15 protein-coding genes are annotated in these 14,998 nt (G+C 75.5%); 9 read left to right on the top strand and 6 right to left on the bottom strand.

The annotated features are described in order from the left end of the window. The first annotated feature begins 58 nt into the window (after positions 1 to 58). From EDF38_RS03470 to EDF38_RS03455, 4 genes are all read left to right on the top strand, one after another. Positions 59 to 448 carry a hypothetical protein gene (locus tag EDF38_RS03470; RefSeq protein ID WP_123354002.1) on the top strand — a complete coding sequence of 130 codons (390 nt, stop codon included), beginning with the start codon at positions 59 to 61 and terminating at the stop codon, positions 446 to 448. A gap of 37 nt (positions 449 to 485) precedes the next feature. Beyond that, positions 486 to 1,772 (top strand): M18 family aminopeptidase, encoded by a 1,287-nt coding sequence (locus EDF38_RS03465; RefSeq protein ID WP_123354001.1) that lies wholly within the window; start codon positions 486 to 488, stop codon positions 1,770 to 1,772. Between the two features lie 63 nt (positions 1,773 to 1,835). Further along, the gene (locus tag EDF38_RS03460) at positions 1,836 to 2,183 is read left to right on the top strand and encodes a VOC family protein (protein WP_123354000.1); all 348 of its coding nucleotides are present in this window, start codon (positions 1,836 to 1,838) and stop codon (positions 2,181 to 2,183) included. Positions 2,184 to 2,185: 2 nt separating this feature from the next. Next, positions 2,186 to 3,286, top strand: coding sequence for an alpha/beta fold hydrolase (locus tag EDF38_RS03455; RefSeq protein WP_123353999.1), 1,101 nt, complete (start codon positions 2,186 to 2,188; stop codon positions 3,284 to 3,286). A 40-nt stretch (positions 3,287 to 3,326) separates the two neighbouring features. Here the strand turns inward: EDF38_RS03455 and EDF38_RS03450 are convergent, their stop codons facing one another. From EDF38_RS03450 to EDF38_RS03440, 3 genes are all read right to left on the bottom strand, one after another. After that, positions 3,327 to 4,625 (bottom strand): Nramp family divalent metal transporter, encoded by a 1,299-nt coding sequence (locus EDF38_RS03450; RefSeq protein WP_123353998.1) that lies wholly within the window; start codon positions 4,623 to 4,625, stop codon positions 3,327 to 3,329. Positions 4,626 to 4,767: 142 nt separating this feature from the next. Beyond that, positions 4,768 to 5,487 (bottom strand): hypothetical protein, encoded by a 720-nt coding sequence (locus tag EDF38_RS03445; protein WP_123353997.1) that lies wholly within the window; start codon positions 5,485 to 5,487, stop codon positions 4,768 to 4,770. A 121-nt stretch (positions 5,488 to 5,608) separates the two neighbouring features. Then, positions 5,609 to 7,303, bottom strand: a complete 1,695-nt coding sequence (locus tag EDF38_RS03440) for a hypothetical protein (protein WP_123353996.1) — start codon at positions 7,301 to 7,303, stop codon at positions 5,609 to 5,611. 211 nt (positions 7,304 to 7,514) lie between these two features. On the opposite strand from EDF38_RS03440, the gene EDF38_RS03435 reads away from it, so the two are divergent. The 5 genes from EDF38_RS03435 (at position 7,515) to EDF38_RS03415 (ending at position 12,475) form a co-directional block, all read left to right on the top strand. Further along, positions 7,515 to 8,393: a CoA ester lyase gene (locus EDF38_RS03435; protein ID WP_123353995.1), complete on the top strand. Its 879-nt coding sequence runs from the start codon at positions 7,515 to 7,517 to the stop codon at positions 8,391 to 8,393. A 209-nt stretch (positions 8,394 to 8,602) separates the two neighbouring features. Next, on the top strand, positions 8,603 to 9,247 hold the full coding sequence (locus EDF38_RS03430) for a PadR family transcriptional regulator (RefSeq protein WP_123353994.1): 645 nt from the start codon (positions 8,603 to 8,605) through the stop codon (positions 9,245 to 9,247). Between the two features lie 196 nt (positions 9,248 to 9,443). Next, positions 9,444 to 10,538, top strand: a complete 1,095-nt coding sequence (locus EDF38_RS03425; protein WP_123353993.1) for a glutamate--cysteine ligase — start codon at positions 9,444 to 9,446, stop codon at positions 10,536 to 10,538. A gap of 81 nt (positions 10,539 to 10,619) precedes the next feature. Beyond that, positions 10,620 to 11,492, top strand: coding sequence for a DNA/RNA non-specific endonuclease (locus EDF38_RS03420; RefSeq protein ID WP_123353992.1), 873 nt, complete (start codon positions 10,620 to 10,622; stop codon positions 11,490 to 11,492). 53 nt (positions 11,493 to 11,545) lie between these two features. Then, positions 11,546 to 12,475: a hypothetical protein gene (locus EDF38_RS03415; RefSeq protein WP_123353991.1), complete on the top strand. Its 930-nt coding sequence runs from the start codon at positions 11,546 to 11,548 to the stop codon at positions 12,473 to 12,475. Positions 12,476 to 12,510: 35 nt separating this feature from the next. On the opposite strand, the gene EDF38_RS03410 is transcribed toward EDF38_RS03415, so the two are convergent. From EDF38_RS03410 to EDF38_RS03400, 3 genes are all read right to left on the bottom strand, one after another. Continuing rightward, the gene (locus tag EDF38_RS03410; RefSeq protein WP_123353990.1) at positions 12,511 to 12,870 is read right to left on the bottom strand and encodes a hypothetical protein; all 360 of its coding nucleotides are present in this window, start codon (positions 12,868 to 12,870) and stop codon (positions 12,511 to 12,513) included. 58 nt (positions 12,871 to 12,928) lie between these two features. Continuing rightward, positions 12,929 to 13,453 carry a GNAT family N-acetyltransferase gene (locus EDF38_RS03405; protein ID WP_233572176.1) on the bottom strand — a complete coding sequence of 175 codons (525 nt, stop codon included), beginning with the start codon at positions 13,451 to 13,453 and terminating at the stop codon, positions 12,929 to 12,931. Between the two features lie 108 nt (positions 13,454 to 13,561). Further along, complete coding sequence (locus EDF38_RS03400) at positions 13,562 to 14,959, bottom strand: M23 family metallopeptidase (protein WP_123353989.1); 1,398 nt, start codon at positions 14,957 to 14,959, stop codon at positions 13,562 to 13,564. Positions 14,960 to 14,998 lie beyond the last annotated feature (39 nt).

Genomic DNA, 14,998 nt, shown 5'->3' with positions numbered 1-14,998 from the left:
GCGGGCCGGGCAGGCCCCGGGCGGCTACCGTCGGACGCACCGACGACAGGAGCACCCCGTGACCGAGCCCCACGACCCCCGCGCGACGCCCGCCGAGCCGAACACGGTGTCGGAGGACGCCGTCGAGGCCGCGGCCCTCGCGACCCACGAGGCCGACGGCCCGCGCACCGACGGCACGGGCACGGCCGCCGAGCGCGGCGACGACGCCCCCACCGACACCCAGGGAGCAGCCGCGGGCGACGACACGGCAGCGGGAGACGCGAGCCCCGACGGCGACGTGACCCGGTCGCTCGGCGGCCCGACGTCCGGCGAGGACGACTACGTCGCCGTCAACCCGGCCGGCATCTCGGGCGAGCCCACGGCGGCGCTGACCGCCGACGAGGAGCAGGCCCGCGGCGAGACCGGCCCCGAGGTCGGCGCCCGCTCGCACGGCAGCTCCGGCCGCTGACCGGCTGCCGCGCCGGTCGGGTGGCATGCTGGTCGGGATGACCTCCTCGCGCGCACACCTCGACGACTTCGCCTCGTTCATCTCGGCCTCCCCCTCTTCGTTCCACGCCGCGGCCGAGGCCGCCCGGCGCCTCGACGACGCCGGGTTCGAGCGCCTGGTCGAGACCGAGGCGTGGCCGACCGGCCCGGGTCGCCGCTACGTCGTCCGCGACGGCGCCGTGATCGCCTGGATCCAGCCCGAGGGCGCAGGCCCGACGACCCCGTACCGCATCGTCGGCGCACACACCGACTCCCCCGGCTTCAAGCTCAAGCCGAAGCCGACCACCGGCTCGCGAGGCTGGCTGCAGGCCGGCGTCGAGGTCTACGGCGGGCCCCTCCTCAACTCCTGGCTCGACCGCGACCTCGAGTTCGCCGGTCGCCTCGTCACGCGCGGAGGCGCGGTGCACCTCGTCCGCACCGGCCCGGTGCTGCGCTTCCCTCAGCTGGCGATCCACCTCGACCGGGCCGTGAACGGCGAGGGGCTCGTCCTCGACCCGCAGCGGCACCTCCACCCCGTCGTCGGGGTCGGGCCCGTCGAGGGGGCCGACGTGCTCGCCCGGCTCGCGGCCCTCGCCGGGATCGCGGCCGACGACGTGGCCGGGTACGACGTCTCGGTGGCCGACACCGCGCCTCCCGCGGTGATCGGATTCGACGGCGACCTGTTCGCGGCCGGGCGCATGGACAACCTGTCGTCGACGCACGCGGGACTGACGGCGCTGCTCGACGTCGCCGCCTCGGGCACCGCCCTCGACCACGTCGCCGTCTTCGCCGCGTTCGACCACGAAGAGGTGGGCTCCGAGACCCCGTCCGGCGCGGCCGGCCCGATGCTCGCCGACGTCGTGACCCGCGTGACGGCGGGCCTCGGCGGCGGCGAGACAGAGCGCATCCGCGCGATCGCCGGCTCGTGGTGCCTCTCGGCCGACGCCGGCCACGCCGTGCACCCGAACTACCCCGAGCGGCACGACCCGGTGAACCAGCCGGTCGTGAACCGCGGCCCGCTGCTCAAGATCAACGCCAAGCAGCGCTACGCGACCGACGGGCCCGGGGCGGCCGAGTGGGCGCGTGCCTGCGCCCAGGCCGACGTCCCGTACCAGGAGTTCGTCTCGAACAACGCGGTGCCGTGCGGCTCGACGATCGGCCCGATCACCGCCACGCGGCTCGGCATCCGGACGGTCGACGTCGGCATCCCGCTGCTGAGCATGCACTCGGCGCGCGAGCTCTGCGGCGTCGACGACCCGGCGTACCTGGCTCGCGCGGCGGCGGCCTTCCTGGCGCCGACCGACTAGCGACGGGGCCCGGCCGGGCGTGGCAGCGGGACGAGCCGCCTCCGGGCCTGCCACACTCGGACGATGCAGATCAGCAGCGTGACCGTCGGGCTCTCGGTGAGCGACCTCGTGGCGGCCCGCTGCTGGTACGAGTCGGTGCTCGAGATCGACTCGCCCGAGGCCGAGCCCGTCGAGGGCATCGTCGAGTACGACCTCGGCGGCTGCTGGCTGCAGCTCGGCGAAGAGCTGCCCACCGGCTCGGCCACGGCCGTGCTCCGCCTCGGCGTCGACGACGTGCGGGCCGAGCGCGAGCGCCTCGTCGACCTCGGCGTCGCCGTGCCCGAGGTCGTCCACGTGCCCGGGGTGATCGACGTGGTCGACTTCCCCGACCCCGACGGCAACCTGCTCAGCCTCTACACGCTGGCCGGCTGACCGTGGCTCGGAGCACCGACGACCGCAGCACGAGGAGGCGCAGCTCGGCCCCGCGTCGCGGCCGCGACGAGTCGTCGACCCGGGTCGCCGTGCAGCGGGTGCACCGCGGCGACCTGTACGTGCGCGTCTCGACCATCGGCACGACCGGCGAGCGCCCGTTCGTGCTCGTGCCGGGCATCGGCGTCTCGTCCGACTACTTCGAGCGCCTGGCCCCGAACCTCAACGAGTTCGGCCCGGTGCACGCCCTCGACCTGCCCGGCTTCGCCGGCGTGCCGCACCCGGGGTCGGCGCTCGAGATCCGGCAGTTCGCCGACCTGGTGGCCGCGGTCATCGACGACCTCGGCCTCGTCGACCCCGTCGTCGTCGGCCACTCGATGGGCACGCAGATCGTCACCGACCTCGCCGCCCGTCGACCCGACATCTCGACGCTCGTGCTCATCGGGCCCGTCGTCGACCCGACGCTGCGGAGCGTCTGGCGGGCCGGCAGCCGGTTCCTCCGCGCCGCCTGGCACGAGCCCGGGCGCGTCAAGGTGCTCGCCGTGCGGGCGTACCTGATCTGCGGCGTCCACTGGTTCGTGCAGGTGCTGCCGAAGATGATGACGTACCGCATCGAGGACGCCCTCCCCCACGTGCAGGCCGACACCCTCGTCATCCGCGGCGAGCACGACGCCGTGGCCCCGCGCTCGTGGGTCGAGCGGGTGGGCCGGCTCCTGCCCGCGTCCCGCCTCTGGGAGATGCCGGGCGCCGCCCACTCCGTCATGCACGCCCACGCCGAGGAGGTCGCCCGCCTCTGCGTCGAGCACGCCGAGCAGCCGCTCGACCCGGCGGGCGGCACCCCCGTCGTGCACCGCTACGGTGACGCCGGCAACGGCAACGAGCGCGACGACTTCGACCCGACGCTCGCCGACAGCGCCGCGGCCCTCGGGGCGACGCTCCGCGAGGGGGCGGCCATCCTCCGCGGCGACGACGAGGCGCTGGCCGCGGCGAAGACCGACCACGCCGAGGCGATGGAGTCCGCGTTCCGGCGCGCGCACCGCGACGACGAGGGCGACGCGGGAGACTCCGACGCGATCGCCGACGCCGAGGACGACACCGGCCGCTGACGGGCCCGGCGGCCGGTCCGCGGGGGCCGACCCGCGCCTCCTACGCCCCGGTGACGGTCAGCCAGATCAGGGCGACGTTGAGCGCCACCACGACGGCCGCGCAGGCCCAGGCCGCGACGCGGGTGGCGAGGGCGTTCACCCCGGTGCCCATGAGGCGGCGGTCGCTCGTCAGCACCACCAGCGGGATCAGCGCGAACGCGATGCCGAAGCTCAGCACGACCTGGCTGAGCACGAGCAGCCAGGTCGGGCTGATGCCCGTCGCCAGCAGGACGAGGGCCGGCACGAGAGTGACGACCCGCCGCACCCACAGCGACAGGCGGACGTGCAGCAGCCCGTGCATGATCTCGGCCCCGGCCATGGCCCCGATCGACGTCGACGCGAGGCCCGAGGCGAGCAGCCCCACGGCGAAGAGCACGCCGACGACCGGGCCGAGCGCGTCGGCGATGGCGTCGTGGGCACCGGGGATGGTATCGGTGCCGGTGCGGCCGGGGAGGGTCGAGGCGGCCAGCACCAGCATCGAGATGTTGACGCCGCCCGCGACGACGAGCGCCGCGACGACGTCCCACCGCGTGGCCCGCAGCACGCGACGACGGTCGGCGCCCTCGGTCACCGTGCCGTGGTGGTCGCGCACGAGGGCCGAGTGCAGGTAGACGGCGTGCGGCATGACCGTGGCGCCGAGCATCGACGCGGCGAGCAGCACCGACTGCGACCCCTCGAAGCGCGGCACGAGGCCCGCGAGCATGTCGCCCGCCGAGGGCGGCGAGAAGAGCAGGCCCGCGCAGAAGCCGATGGTGAGGACGGCCAGCAGGGCGATGACGACGGTCTGGAAGACGTGCCCGCCGCGGTACCGCGTGAGGGCGAGGAGGCCGAGCGAGACCGCTCCGGTGATGACGCCCCCCACGACGAGCGGCACGCCGAAGAGCAGCTGCAGGGCGAGCGCCCCGCCGATGATCTCGGCGACGTCCGTCGCGGCCGCCACGACCTCGGCCTGGCCCCAGAAGGCGAGGCGGCGGCGACGCCCGAGCCGCTGGCCGAGCACCTCGGGCAGCGACCTGCCCGTGACGATGCCGAGCTTCGCCGACAGGTACTGCACGAGCACCGCGATGGCGTTCGCGGCCACGAGCACCCACAGCAGCAGGTACTGGAACTGCGCCCCGGCCGTGAGGTTGGCCGCGACGTTGCCCGGGTCGACGTAGGCGATCGCCGCGACGAAGGCAGGGCCGAGCAGCGTGCCCCGCGGACGAGGGCGAGGCACGGGAGCGGCGGCGGACGCACGGGCGGAGGGCGGCGGAGCGAGGGCGGCGGAGCGCGCCTCCCCGGCGTCGTCGATCGTGGGCATGAGCGAGATCCTACCCATGTTTCGGCATGCCGAATCTTTTTGTTCGCCGTCAGGCAGGGCCGTGACGCACGGGAGGCGCGGCGTGCGTCCTCCGCACCCCGCGCCTGCCGGCCGGTGGTCGCCTCCCGGCGCCCGGCGAGACCTACTCGGTCGCGATGGTGATCGTCGCGACGCCCACGAGGAGCTCGTCGGCGACGGCCGTCGTGCCGAACGTCTCGTTCAGCAGCGAGGCCGCGTCGGGGCTCACGTGGACCGTCGTGCCGGTCAGCACGGCCGTGCTGCCGACCGTCTGCAGCGGCTCGAGCGTGCCGCCCCAGAGGTTGAAGAGGTACGCGTGCTCGACGGCGGTGGTGCCGTCGACCGCGACGTCGCCGTAGAGCTTCGACTCGCCGGGGTCGATCTCGAAGTCGGTGAGCTCGACGACCGTGCCGTCGGCCGCGGTCAGGCTGATGCCGGAGCCGTCGTGCTCGATGTCGCCCTGGACGTAGGGACGGACGTCCTCCTCCGGGTCGTAGTACTCGACGTTGCCGCCCGTGATCGGGAACGAGAACGTGCCGTCGGCGAAGGTCCCCGTGCCGACGGGGGCCGGGGTGAGGCCGAGCGACGTGAGGGCCGTGACGAAGCCCGCGTCGACCTCGACCTGCGTGTCGACGCCGCCGCTGAGGTCGCCGACCGCGGCGAGGGGCGTGGCCTCGCCGACGGCCTCGTCGGACCGGGTCGCGTTGACGGGCTCGGTGGGGGCGGTGTTGTTGCTCTCGCTGTCCGAGGTGGAGGCGCAGGCGGCCAGCGAGAGGGCGAGGGCGCCGGCCGCCACGACGCCGGCGGCCTTCGTGGCGAGTGAGGAGCGGTCGAGGTGTCGCATCGGGGTTCCTTACGTCTGTGGTGCGGGTGGTGAGGGAGGGCCGTGGCCCTGCCCCAGTCTGCCCGGGCGGGGCTGTGCGGGGCTGTGCGGGTCCGGCCGGGTGGCGGCCGGGCCCGGCCGCTCAGACCTGGTGCTCGGGGATGAAGCGGTCGACGCGGCGGTGGTAGCGCTGGCCGAGCAGCCCGCCGAGCACGGCGCCGACGAAGCTCAGCACGACGAGCAGCGCGAGGAAGACGATCGACTCGACGGAGCTCGACATGAGGTCGTCCGTGGTCGGGATCATCGGGTTCGGCGCGCTCTGGTCGCCGGCCTGCACGGCCACGACCCCGGCGACCACCGTGGTCACGACGGTGATGACGAGGCCCCAGAGCCACGTCGCGATCCCCTGCTTGACGCCGGAGAAGCGGGCCATCCGCGACGCGGTGTACCCGCCGAGGAGGTAGCCGACGAAGACGATGACGAGCACCGCGACGCCGACGACGAGCGAGAGCGCGTCGCCGTTCTGCTGCAGGTAGGCCTGCATCGTGAAGGGCGTCGGATCGGTCGTCGAGGCGATCGCCACGCCCGCGGTGATCGAGGCGAAGATCGCGAAGAGCACGACGCCGACGCCGGTCGCCGTGAACCAGCCGAGGAGGCCGGAGCCGAAGCGCATGCCGCCGAACTCCTCCTTCTGCTCGGCGAGCAGGTCGCGGCGGAGGCCGACGCGGTCGATGTCTCCGTCGTCGGTCGTCGGGTAGCCGCCGGTGCGGTCGCGCTCGCCCGTGGGGCTGGGCATGCCGGAGCCGCCGTCCGAGACCGGGTAGGCGGTGGTGCGGGCGTCGCGCAGGCGGCCGTCGTCCTCGCGGTGGCCGGAGCCGGCGGCGGCCGCGCCGGCGCCGACGGCGGCACCCGCGGCGAGGCCGTTGCCGGCGCCGGGCGCCTGACCGGGGGCGAGCGGTGCGGCGACCGTCGGGGCGTCTCGGTCGTCGTGACGGGTCACGGGCTCGGTGCGCGCGGCCTCGGCGGCGCGCAGCGCCTCGTCGTCGTGGAGGGGGCGGCGGGGGCCGTCCTCGTCGCGGCCGTCGGTCGGCGTTGCCGACCAGGCGCGGGCCGCGGGGGCGACGGGCGTCACGACGGGCGGCGGGACGGAGTCGGTGCGCTCGGCGGCGTGCTCGGTCCCGTCGCGGTCCGATGCGCTCTCGTCGTGCTGGTCTGCACCCGGGGCGTCGAACGCCCGGGTCTCGGTCGAGTCGGCCGTGGCGGAGTCAGGTGTCGTCGTCTCGTCCCGCTGCGCCGAGCCCTCGCCGGCGACGACCGTGTGGGCCGTCCCTGAGTCGTCGACCGGACCGTCGACGCGCTGGCCGGCACCGCCCGCGGGCACCTCGGCCGCGGCGGGCGTCGTGCCGTCGGGCGACATCGGCGTGGCGACGTCGTCGGGCAGCGAGGCCGCCGGCGGGAAGAGCTCGCCCGAGCCCTCGCCGTCGCGGTGGTGGCCGGCGTCGGCCTCGGCGCCGTGGCCGTCGTGGCCGTCGTGGCCGCGGTCGTGCGCGTCGCCGTCGGTCTGCTCGACGTCGACGGGCGGCGTGCTCTCCACGCCGCCGAAGTCGACGGCGGGGGCGGCCGCGGGCTCGCGCGGGCCGTCGTGGGAGGCCGAGGCCAGCGGCGCGCTGCCGAAGTCGACCGTGGGGGCGTCGTCGCCGGCGTGGCCGTGGTCGATCGGGGCGCCGTCGGGCGAGCCGTCCGTCGTCCCGTCCGCGCGGTCGTCCGGGCGGCGGTCGTCGTGGTGCTGGCGGTCGTCGCGGGAGCGGTCGTTCGGGGGGAAGTCGGCGTCGGTCATGGTTCGCTCCTCGTGTTCGGGGACTCGTGCGGGGTGCCGGACGTGGTGCACGTCGACGGCGGACGGCGCATCCTGCGCCTGTGATCTCGCTGAACGGTACGCCCGTCGGCCCTCCGAGGTCGGGAGGCGACGCCCGCCGGGGCCGACGTCCCCCGCCCGCCGGGCCGGTACCGTGGAGCGACCGCACCCCCGAGACAGACGAGGACGTCCCATGACCGACACCCCGCAGCCCGCCCCCGGCGCCCGCGTCGACGGAGGCCGTCGTCCCCGTCCGAACCCCGACATCGCCCGCTCGTGGCTGCTCGTCCCCGGCACCGCCCCCGACCGCTTCGACTCGGCGTCGACGTCGCGGGCCGACCAGGTCGTGCTCGACATCGAGGACGCCGTCGACCCCGCCCGCAAGCCCGCGGCCCGCGACGACGTCGTCGCGTGGCTCCGCGGCGGCGGCAGCGCGTGGGTGCGCATCAACGACCGCTCGACCGACTTCTGGTCGGACGACGTCGACGCGCTGCTCGGCCTGCCGGGCCTGCAGGGCGTGATGCTCGCCAAGACCGAGGCGCCCGAGCACGTGACCGAGACGTTCGACCGCCTGGGCGGCGCCGTCCGCGTGCTCGCCCTCGTGGAGTCCGCCCTCGGCATCGAGGAGAGCCCGGCGATCGCCAAGGCCCGCGGCGCCTTCCGCCTCGCCTTCGGCAGCGGCGACTACCGCCGCGACACCGGCACGAGCGCCGACGACCTCGCCATGGCCTACCCGCGCTCCCGTCTCGTGGTCGCGAGCCGCATCGGCGGCCTGCCCGGCCCGATCGACGGCCCGACGGTCGGCAGCAGCCACCCCGTCCTCCGCGAGCAGGCCGGCGTCGCCGTGGCCCTCGGCCTCACCGGCAAGCTCTGCCTCGACGTCGAGCAGCTGCCCGTCATCAACGAGGTCATCAGCCCGACCCCCTCCGATGTCGCCTGGGCGCAGGACTTCCTCGCCGACTTCGAGGCCCGCGGCCGCGTGATCCGCGACGGCAGCGACCTGCCGCGCCTCGGCCGCGCCCAGAAGATCGAGAAGCTCGCCACGGCGTTCGGGGTGAGCCCGGCCAGCTAGGCGGGGCGGACGAGAACGCAGGAGGCGCATCCCGGCCGGGGTGCGCCTCTTGCGTCGTCCGGGCGGTCGCCGCGCCCCCGCCGTCGACCGGCACCAGGATCGATCCTTGACAACCGACTGTCGGCGACATATCTTTGACACATCGCGGAACGCTCCGCGACAGACGGGCTCCCTGCACGGCCCCGCCCCTGCCCCGAGAGGACGTCCCCATGGACCACATCACCCACCACGACCACGCCGACCACGGCCACGACCGCCGCGACGACCACGACCGCCTCGCCGGCGGCGGCCGTTTCGGCCGCCCCTTCGCCCGGGGCTTCGGCCCCGGCCCGGGCGCCTTCGGGCCCGGCATGTTCCCCGGCTTCGGCCCGGGCGGCTTCGGCCCCGGCGGCCATCGCGGCGGCCGCGGACGCGCCCGCCGAGGCGACGTGCGCCTCGCGATCCTGTCGCTGCTCGCCGACGCCTCGTCCAACGGCTACGGCCTGATCAAGGCGATCGCCGAGCGCACCGACGGCGCGTGGAAGCCGAGCCCCGGCTCGGTCTACCCGACGCTGCAGCAGCTCGTCGACGAAGAGCTGATCACGACCGAGGGCGACGCGACCGGCGCCAAGGGCGAGTACTCGCTGACCGACGCCGGCCGCGCCTACGTCGCCGAGCAGACCGACGCCATCGACGCCGCCTGGTCGGCCGCGGCCGGCGAGGCCGGCGGGTCGGACGAGTTCCGCGAGAGCATCGGCAAGCTGTTCGGCGTCGTCCAGCAGTTCCGCTTCGGCGTGACCGACGCGCAGCGCGCGGCGGCGATCGCGAAGCTCGACGAGACGCGGCGCGCGCTCTACGCCATCCTCGCCGACTAGCTGTCCGACCAGTCGGCTCGCCGACCAGCGCGGCGACGCGCGGCGACGCGACCACCCCGGGGAGGCGCGGTGCAGGGACGACCTGCACCGCGCCTCCCCGTCGTCGTCCGACGCCCGGCGGACCGGTCGGTACCCCGCTCTCACACGGGGCCCCCACCCGCGTCGGCCACCATCGGGGCCGACAGCGAGGTGGCGCATGACGACGTTCGGCATCGAAGAGGAGTTCATCTTCCTCGACCCGCGCACCCTGACGCCCTCCGACGTCGGCGCCGCCGTCCACGACGAGCTGCTCGGGCGGGCGCGGGAGTCGCGCTTCGTGAGCCACGAGTTCCTCGCCTCGCAGATCGAGCGGTCGAGCCCGGTCTTCTCGACCGCGGGGCAGGCCGAGGCCGACCTCGTCACGTTCCGAACGCGGCTCGCCGCCCAGGCGGAGCGACGCGGGGTCGTCGCGGCGGCGGTCGGCACCCCCTTCATGTGCGCCGGGTGGCCGTCGGTGACCGACTCCGAGCGGTACCACCAGGTCGAGGCGGAGTTCCGCGGGCTGGTGACCGACCACCTCATCAACGGCACGCACGTCCACGTCGCCGTGCCGTCGCGCGACGCCGGGGTGGCCGTCCTCAACCGCGTGCGCACCTGGCTGCCGACGCTCCTCGCGCTCACGGGCAACAGCCCGTACTGGCACGGCGCCGACACCGGCTTCGCGAGCTGGCGGGCGATGCACATGCGCCGGTGGTCGTCGGGCGGCTGCCCTCCCCCCTTCGCCGACGCGGACGACTACGACCGGCGCCTCGCCCGCCTCGTCGGCGTGGCCGGCACCTACGACACCCGCACCGTGTGGTGGAACGCCCGGCTCGCCGAGGGGCACCCGACGGTCGAGATCCGCGTCGCCGACGCGCAGCTCGACGCCGGACAGGCCCTCCTCGTCGCGGCGCTGTCGCGCGCGCTCGTCGTCACGTCGCTGGCCGAGGCCGAGCGCGGAGACCCGCCGCCGTCGGTCGACCCCGAGCTGCTCGACGCCGGGCTCTGGCACGCCGCGCGCGACGGCCTCGGCGGCGACCTGCTCGACCCCGTCGCGCTCGAGCTGCGCGGGTCCCGCGAGGTCGTGCACCGCCTGCTCGTGCACGTCGGCGACGCGCTCGACGCCGAGGGCGACCACGAGCGCGTCCGGAGCCTCCTCGACCGGCTGCACGCCGACGGCACGGGGGCGGAGCGGCAGCGGGCCGCCGTCCGCCGCGGGGGCGTCGCCGCGCTGGGCGAGCTCTACCGGACGGCGCTCGTCGCGCGCGCCTGAGCCCTGGCCCGGTCGGCCCGATGTCGGGGGCCCGGTGCACGATGGAGCCACACCCACCAGGCGACACCGCAGGAGGCGCGCATGACCATCGCAGACAGCCAGCCCGAGACGGTCTCCGCGGCCGGGTACGACCCCGGCTTCCTCGCCGTGCAGGTCCCCCTCCCCGACACCGGCGGCCGCACGGTGGTCGACCTGCCGTACGCCCACTTCAGCGTGCTGCTCGACCCGGAGCGCAAGCTCGCCGCCCTCACCGCGGTGAACGTCGACGGCTCACGGCTCGTCGACCTCGAGCGGGGCGACGACTGGCACCTCGACGAGCGCGTGCCGGCCGAGCAGCAGTGCGGGCCCGAGGTCTACGCCCGCAACGACCTCGACCGAGGCCACCTCGTCCGGCGCCGCGACCCGGTCTGGGGCGACGCGTCGGTCGCGTCGCGGGCGAACCTCGACACCTTCACGTACACGAACGCCGCGCCCCAGGCGGGCGAGTTCAACCAGTCGAGCGAGCTCTGGCTCGGCCTGGAGGACCAGGTGCTGCAGTACGCGACGACCTGGCAGCAGCGGCTGACGGTCTTCACCGGGCCGGTGCTGCGGGCCGACGACGCGCTCTACCGCGGCGTCCGCGTCCCGCGCAGCTTCTTCAAGGTCGCCGCCTGGGCGACGGAGGACGGCGCCGCCCTGCGCACGGCGGGCTACGTCCTCGACCAGTCGTCGGAGCTCGAGGGCGCCGACCTCGAGGAGGCCTTCGCGGCGGCCCAGGCGAGCGACTCCCCGCCGCCGCTCGGCCCGTACCGCACCTTCCAGGTGCCCGTGCGCGACATCGCCGCGCTGACCGGGCTCGAGCTCGCCCAGCTGGCGGAGGCCGACTCGCTGCAGACCGTGCCCACGATCGAGCCGCCCGACGGGTTCCGCCCCGGCTGGGTGCCGCTCGACTCCGTCGACCAGCTGACGTTCTGAGCGTCCGGCGCTCCGCCGCTGACGCGCAGGTGGGCCTGGCAAGATCGTCGTCCATGTCCTCCACCGACTCGATCCCCCCGGCCGGCCGGCCCCGTCGGGTCGCGCCCGCGGCGCCGCTGCCGCGTGACATGGCCCGGGCCCTGACGATCCCGAGGCACCGCGACGGCGTGCCCGCCCGGGCGACCGGCTGGCGCGACGTGACCGTCCGCGTGGCCGTCCCGGCGCTCGCCCGGCGCGCGGCCGACGACGTCCGTCATCTGCTGCACGAGCCCGAGCTGCACTACGCCTCCGGCCTGCGCCTCGGCACCCTCGCCCTGCTGCCCCGGCCGGGCGCCCTGACCCGCGTGGTGCTCTCGTGGGAGTGGTCGGTCGAGGCCGCCTCCTTCGCCGTGCACTCGCTCGACGGGAGCGCCTACGAAGCCCCCGAGGCGGCCGCGCTCGAGTCGTGGCTGCGGGTCGCCGCCCGGCGCCTCGACGCGCTCGACGACGTGCTCGACCGCGCGGCGGCGCACGTGGTCGCCGACGTGGCCGCGGGCCTCGACGTGAGCACGCCGTCGCTCGCCCGGCCCGCCCCCGACGGGACCGGCTCGCGCGGCGACGACGACCGTGCCCGCGACGCCGACCTCGACCTCGTCGTCGTGGAGGCGCACCTCGGGACGAGCGTCGAACCGCCTCGTCCGGCCGCCGCGCACGCCCGCGTCGAGGTCGTCGTGCCCGACGGCGCCGACCCCGGCTGGGAGGCCTTCGTCGACGCGTCCACCCGCGAGACCCTCGGCTTCCGGCGCACGCTCGACGAGGACGGCACGCCCGTGGCGTTCAGCTACCTCGTCGCCGACCACGTCGACGACGTGGACGTCGCCGACCTCGTCCACTGGCACGACAAGCACATCCTCGGCCAGCTCCTCGCCGAGGACGTCCGGCAGGCGTGCGTGCACCTGCTGTCGGGCCTCGAGTCGCCGGCGTCCGTGGGTTACGCGCTCTGAGCCGCGGGCCGCGGGCGCGGCCTCCGGGTCGCGGGCTACGGCCGCGTGTCGACGATGGCCACGAAGCGACTGCCGATGCCGTCGACCTCGCTGCGGGCCGTCCCGGGCTCGGGCTCGGGCAGCTCGTCGGCGTGGTGGTCGTCGCAGCTGAGCCAGGTGTAGTCGGGCCACCACTTCTTCGGCCGGGCCGCCTCGTGGTACCCGCAGACGACGCAGGCGAGGTCGACCCAGACCGGCTTGCCGGTGCGGTTGGCCCTCGACTGCACCAGCCAGGCGGGCGGCTGCTTCTCGAGGGCGACGAGCTCGTCGACCGTCAGCCGGGCGGGGATCCCGTGGCGCACGGCCATCTCGATCGGGATGTCGAGCTGCTGCGCAGCGTCTCGTCTCGTGATCACGGAGCCCACCTTAACCCGCGGCGGCCCGCGGCGCGGCCCCGGGCCGTCGTCGGCCGGGTCAGCGCCCGGCGACGCCGCGGTCGAGGCGCTTCTCGAAGCAGATCGACTGCGGGATGGTCGTGACGTAGGGCTCGTAGGTCGGGATCGGCGTCCAGCCGACCTTCTCGTACAGCGCGACGGCGTCGGGCTGACGGTCGCCGGTCTGGAGGATCATCCGCTCGGCCCCGCCCTCCCCGGCGACCCGCTCGAGCGCCGCCATGAGCAGGCGCCCGATGCCGCGGCCGCGCTGCGAGGCGTCGACGATGACCCGCTTGACCTCCCACTGCCCGTCGCGGTCGTACAGGACGGCGTGGCCGAGGGCCGTGCCCTCGGGGTCGACGACGAGCAGGGTCGCCCGGACGTTCTCGGGGTGCACGTGGAGGGCGGCGTCGCGGGCCGCGACGACCTCGACGGGCTCGGGCTCGCGGCCCAGGCCGTAGACGGCGGTCATCTCGGCGTCCATGCGGGCGCGGAGCTCCGCGGCCCGGGGGTCGTCGTAGTCGACGAGGGCGGTGTGGAGCGGGGGCAGGGCGGTGTTCGTCACCGGTCGATCATGCCACCTCGAGGAGGTCCCTCGACGACGGTCGCCGGCCGCTGCGGCCCCCGCCTCGCGTCGGGCGTCCGACCTGCGAGGCGGCGCCCCGACGACGGCCTAGAAGTAGATGCCCCGCGCCGCCATGAACGGCACCGGGTTCGTCGAGACGCCGCCGTTGCGGGTCTCGAAGTGGAGGTGGCAGCCGGTCGAGTTGCCGGTCGAGCCCACGAGGGCGATGAGCTGGCCCGCGACGACCGACTGGCCGACCGAGACGCGGATGCCGCCGTTGACGATGTGTCCGTAGGCCGTGCTCACGCCGCCGGCGTGGCCGACGCGGACGTAGTTGCCGTAGCCGCCGTACGAGCCGGCGTAGCTGACCGTGCCCGAGGCGGCGGCGTAGATCGGCGAGCCGCAGCCCGGGGCCAGGTCGATGCCGTCGTGCATGCGGTAGATGCCGGTCACGGGGTTCACGCGCATGCCGTACCCGCTCGACATGTAGCCGGCGCTCGGTCGGACCCAGCCGCCTCCGCCGGTCGACGGCGCGGGGGCGGGGCTGCTCGGGGCCGGCGAGCTCGGCGCCGGGGCGCTGGGCGAGGGCGCCGGGCGGGCGGCAGCCGCGGCGGCCGCGGCGGCAGCGGCGGCGGCCGCGGCGGCAGCGGCGGCGGCCTGCTGCTGACGGAGCTCCTCGGCCTGACGGGCCAGCTCGGCCTCCCGGGCGGCCTTCTCGGCGGCGAGGCGGGCCTTCTCCGCCTCGACCCCGGCCTGGTACTGCTCCTCGGTGACGGCCGTGGCGCTCTGCAGCGACGCGAGCTGGGCCTGCAGGCGGGACTCGTTCTCCTGCTGAGCGGCCACCGCGGCGGCAGCGGCGTCGGAGGCCGCCTGAGCCTCGGACATCGAGGCCTCGGCGTCGTCGCGGAGGCCGACCAGCGCCTCCTTCGCGACCTTCGCCTGGTCGCTCAGCGACTGCGCGACGTTGCGGTCGGAGACGGCCTGCTGGCGGATGCCCTCGGCCTGCTCGGTGATCTTGCTCATGGCGCCGAGACGGTAGAGGAGGTCGTCGGCGGCGTCGCCCTCGGCCACGATCTGGGTCGAGACGTCGCCGCCGCCCGTTCGGGCGAGCTGCGCCGAGACCTGGCCCGCACGCCGCTCGCTCTCGTCGGCGACGGCCTCCTGCTCGGCGACCTGGGACTCGAGCTCGGCGAGCTTCGCGGCGCCGGTGTCGGCGGCGTCCTGCGCCTGCTGGAAGAGAGCGCCGAGGCGCTCGGCCTCGCTCTGCGCGTTCGCGGCGTCGGTCTGGAGGCCCGTGAGCAGCCCCTGCAGCTCGGAGATCTGCGCGGCCTTCGACGACTCGTTCGCGCGGGCGGCGGTGACGTCGTCCCAGCTCGGGTAGCCGGCCGCCTGCGCGGGCGAACCTCCCACGAGCACCCCGGCCACCACGACGGCGACGGCCAGCAGCATCGTCGAGACGGTGCCGACGGAGGCGCGGACGGCGGTGACGGAGCGGGGCTGACTCACGGAGGCGGGACCTAACTCGCAGGGGGGATCGCCGGTCTC

Source organism: Frigoribacterium sp. PhB160, from assembly GCF_003751785.1.
In the GTDB taxonomy this organism is placed as follows: domain Bacteria; phylum Actinomycetota; class Actinomycetes; order Actinomycetales; family Microbacteriaceae; genus Frigoribacterium.
The sequence above is the reverse complement of the archived record's forward strand: the minus strand, read 5'-3'. Positions and strand labels throughout refer to the sequence as shown.

Excerpts from the sequence above, each read along its gene's own strand:
- EDF38_RS03465 (WP_123354001.1), top strand. The coding sequence starts at position 486 with ATGACCTCCTCGCGCGCACACCTCGACGACTTCGCCTCGTTCATCTCG.
- EDF38_RS03460 (WP_123354000.1), top strand. The coding sequence starts at position 1,836 with ATGCAGATCAGCAGCGTGACCGTCGGGCTCTCGGTGAGCGACCTCGTG.
- EDF38_RS03450 (WP_123353998.1), bottom strand. The coding sequence starts at position 4,625 with ATGCCCACGATCGACGACGCCGGGGAGGCGCGCTCCGCCGCCCTCGCT.
- EDF38_RS03445 (WP_123353997.1), bottom strand. The coding sequence starts at position 5,487 with ATGCGACACCTCGACCGCTCCTCACTCGCCACGAAGGCCGCCGGCGTC.
- EDF38_RS03440 (WP_123353996.1), bottom strand. The coding sequence starts at position 7,303 with ATGACCGACGCCGACTTCCCCCCGAACGACCGCTCCCGCGACGACCGC.
- EDF38_RS03435 (WP_123353995.1), top strand. The coding sequence starts at position 7,515 with ATGACCGACACCCCGCAGCCCGCCCCCGGCGCCCGCGTCGACGGAGGC.
- EDF38_RS03430 (WP_123353994.1), top strand. The coding sequence starts at position 8,603 with ATGGACCACATCACCCACCACGACCACGCCGACCACGGCCACGACCGC.
- EDF38_RS03425 (WP_123353993.1), top strand. The coding sequence starts at position 9,444 with ATGACGACGTTCGGCATCGAAGAGGAGTTCATCTTCCTCGACCCGCGC.
- EDF38_RS03420 (WP_123353992.1), top strand. The coding sequence starts at position 10,620 with ATGACCATCGCAGACAGCCAGCCCGAGACGGTCTCCGCGGCCGGGTAC.
- EDF38_RS03415 (WP_123353991.1), top strand. The coding sequence starts at position 11,546 with ATGTCCTCCACCGACTCGATCCCCCCGGCCGGCCGGCCCCGTCGGGTC.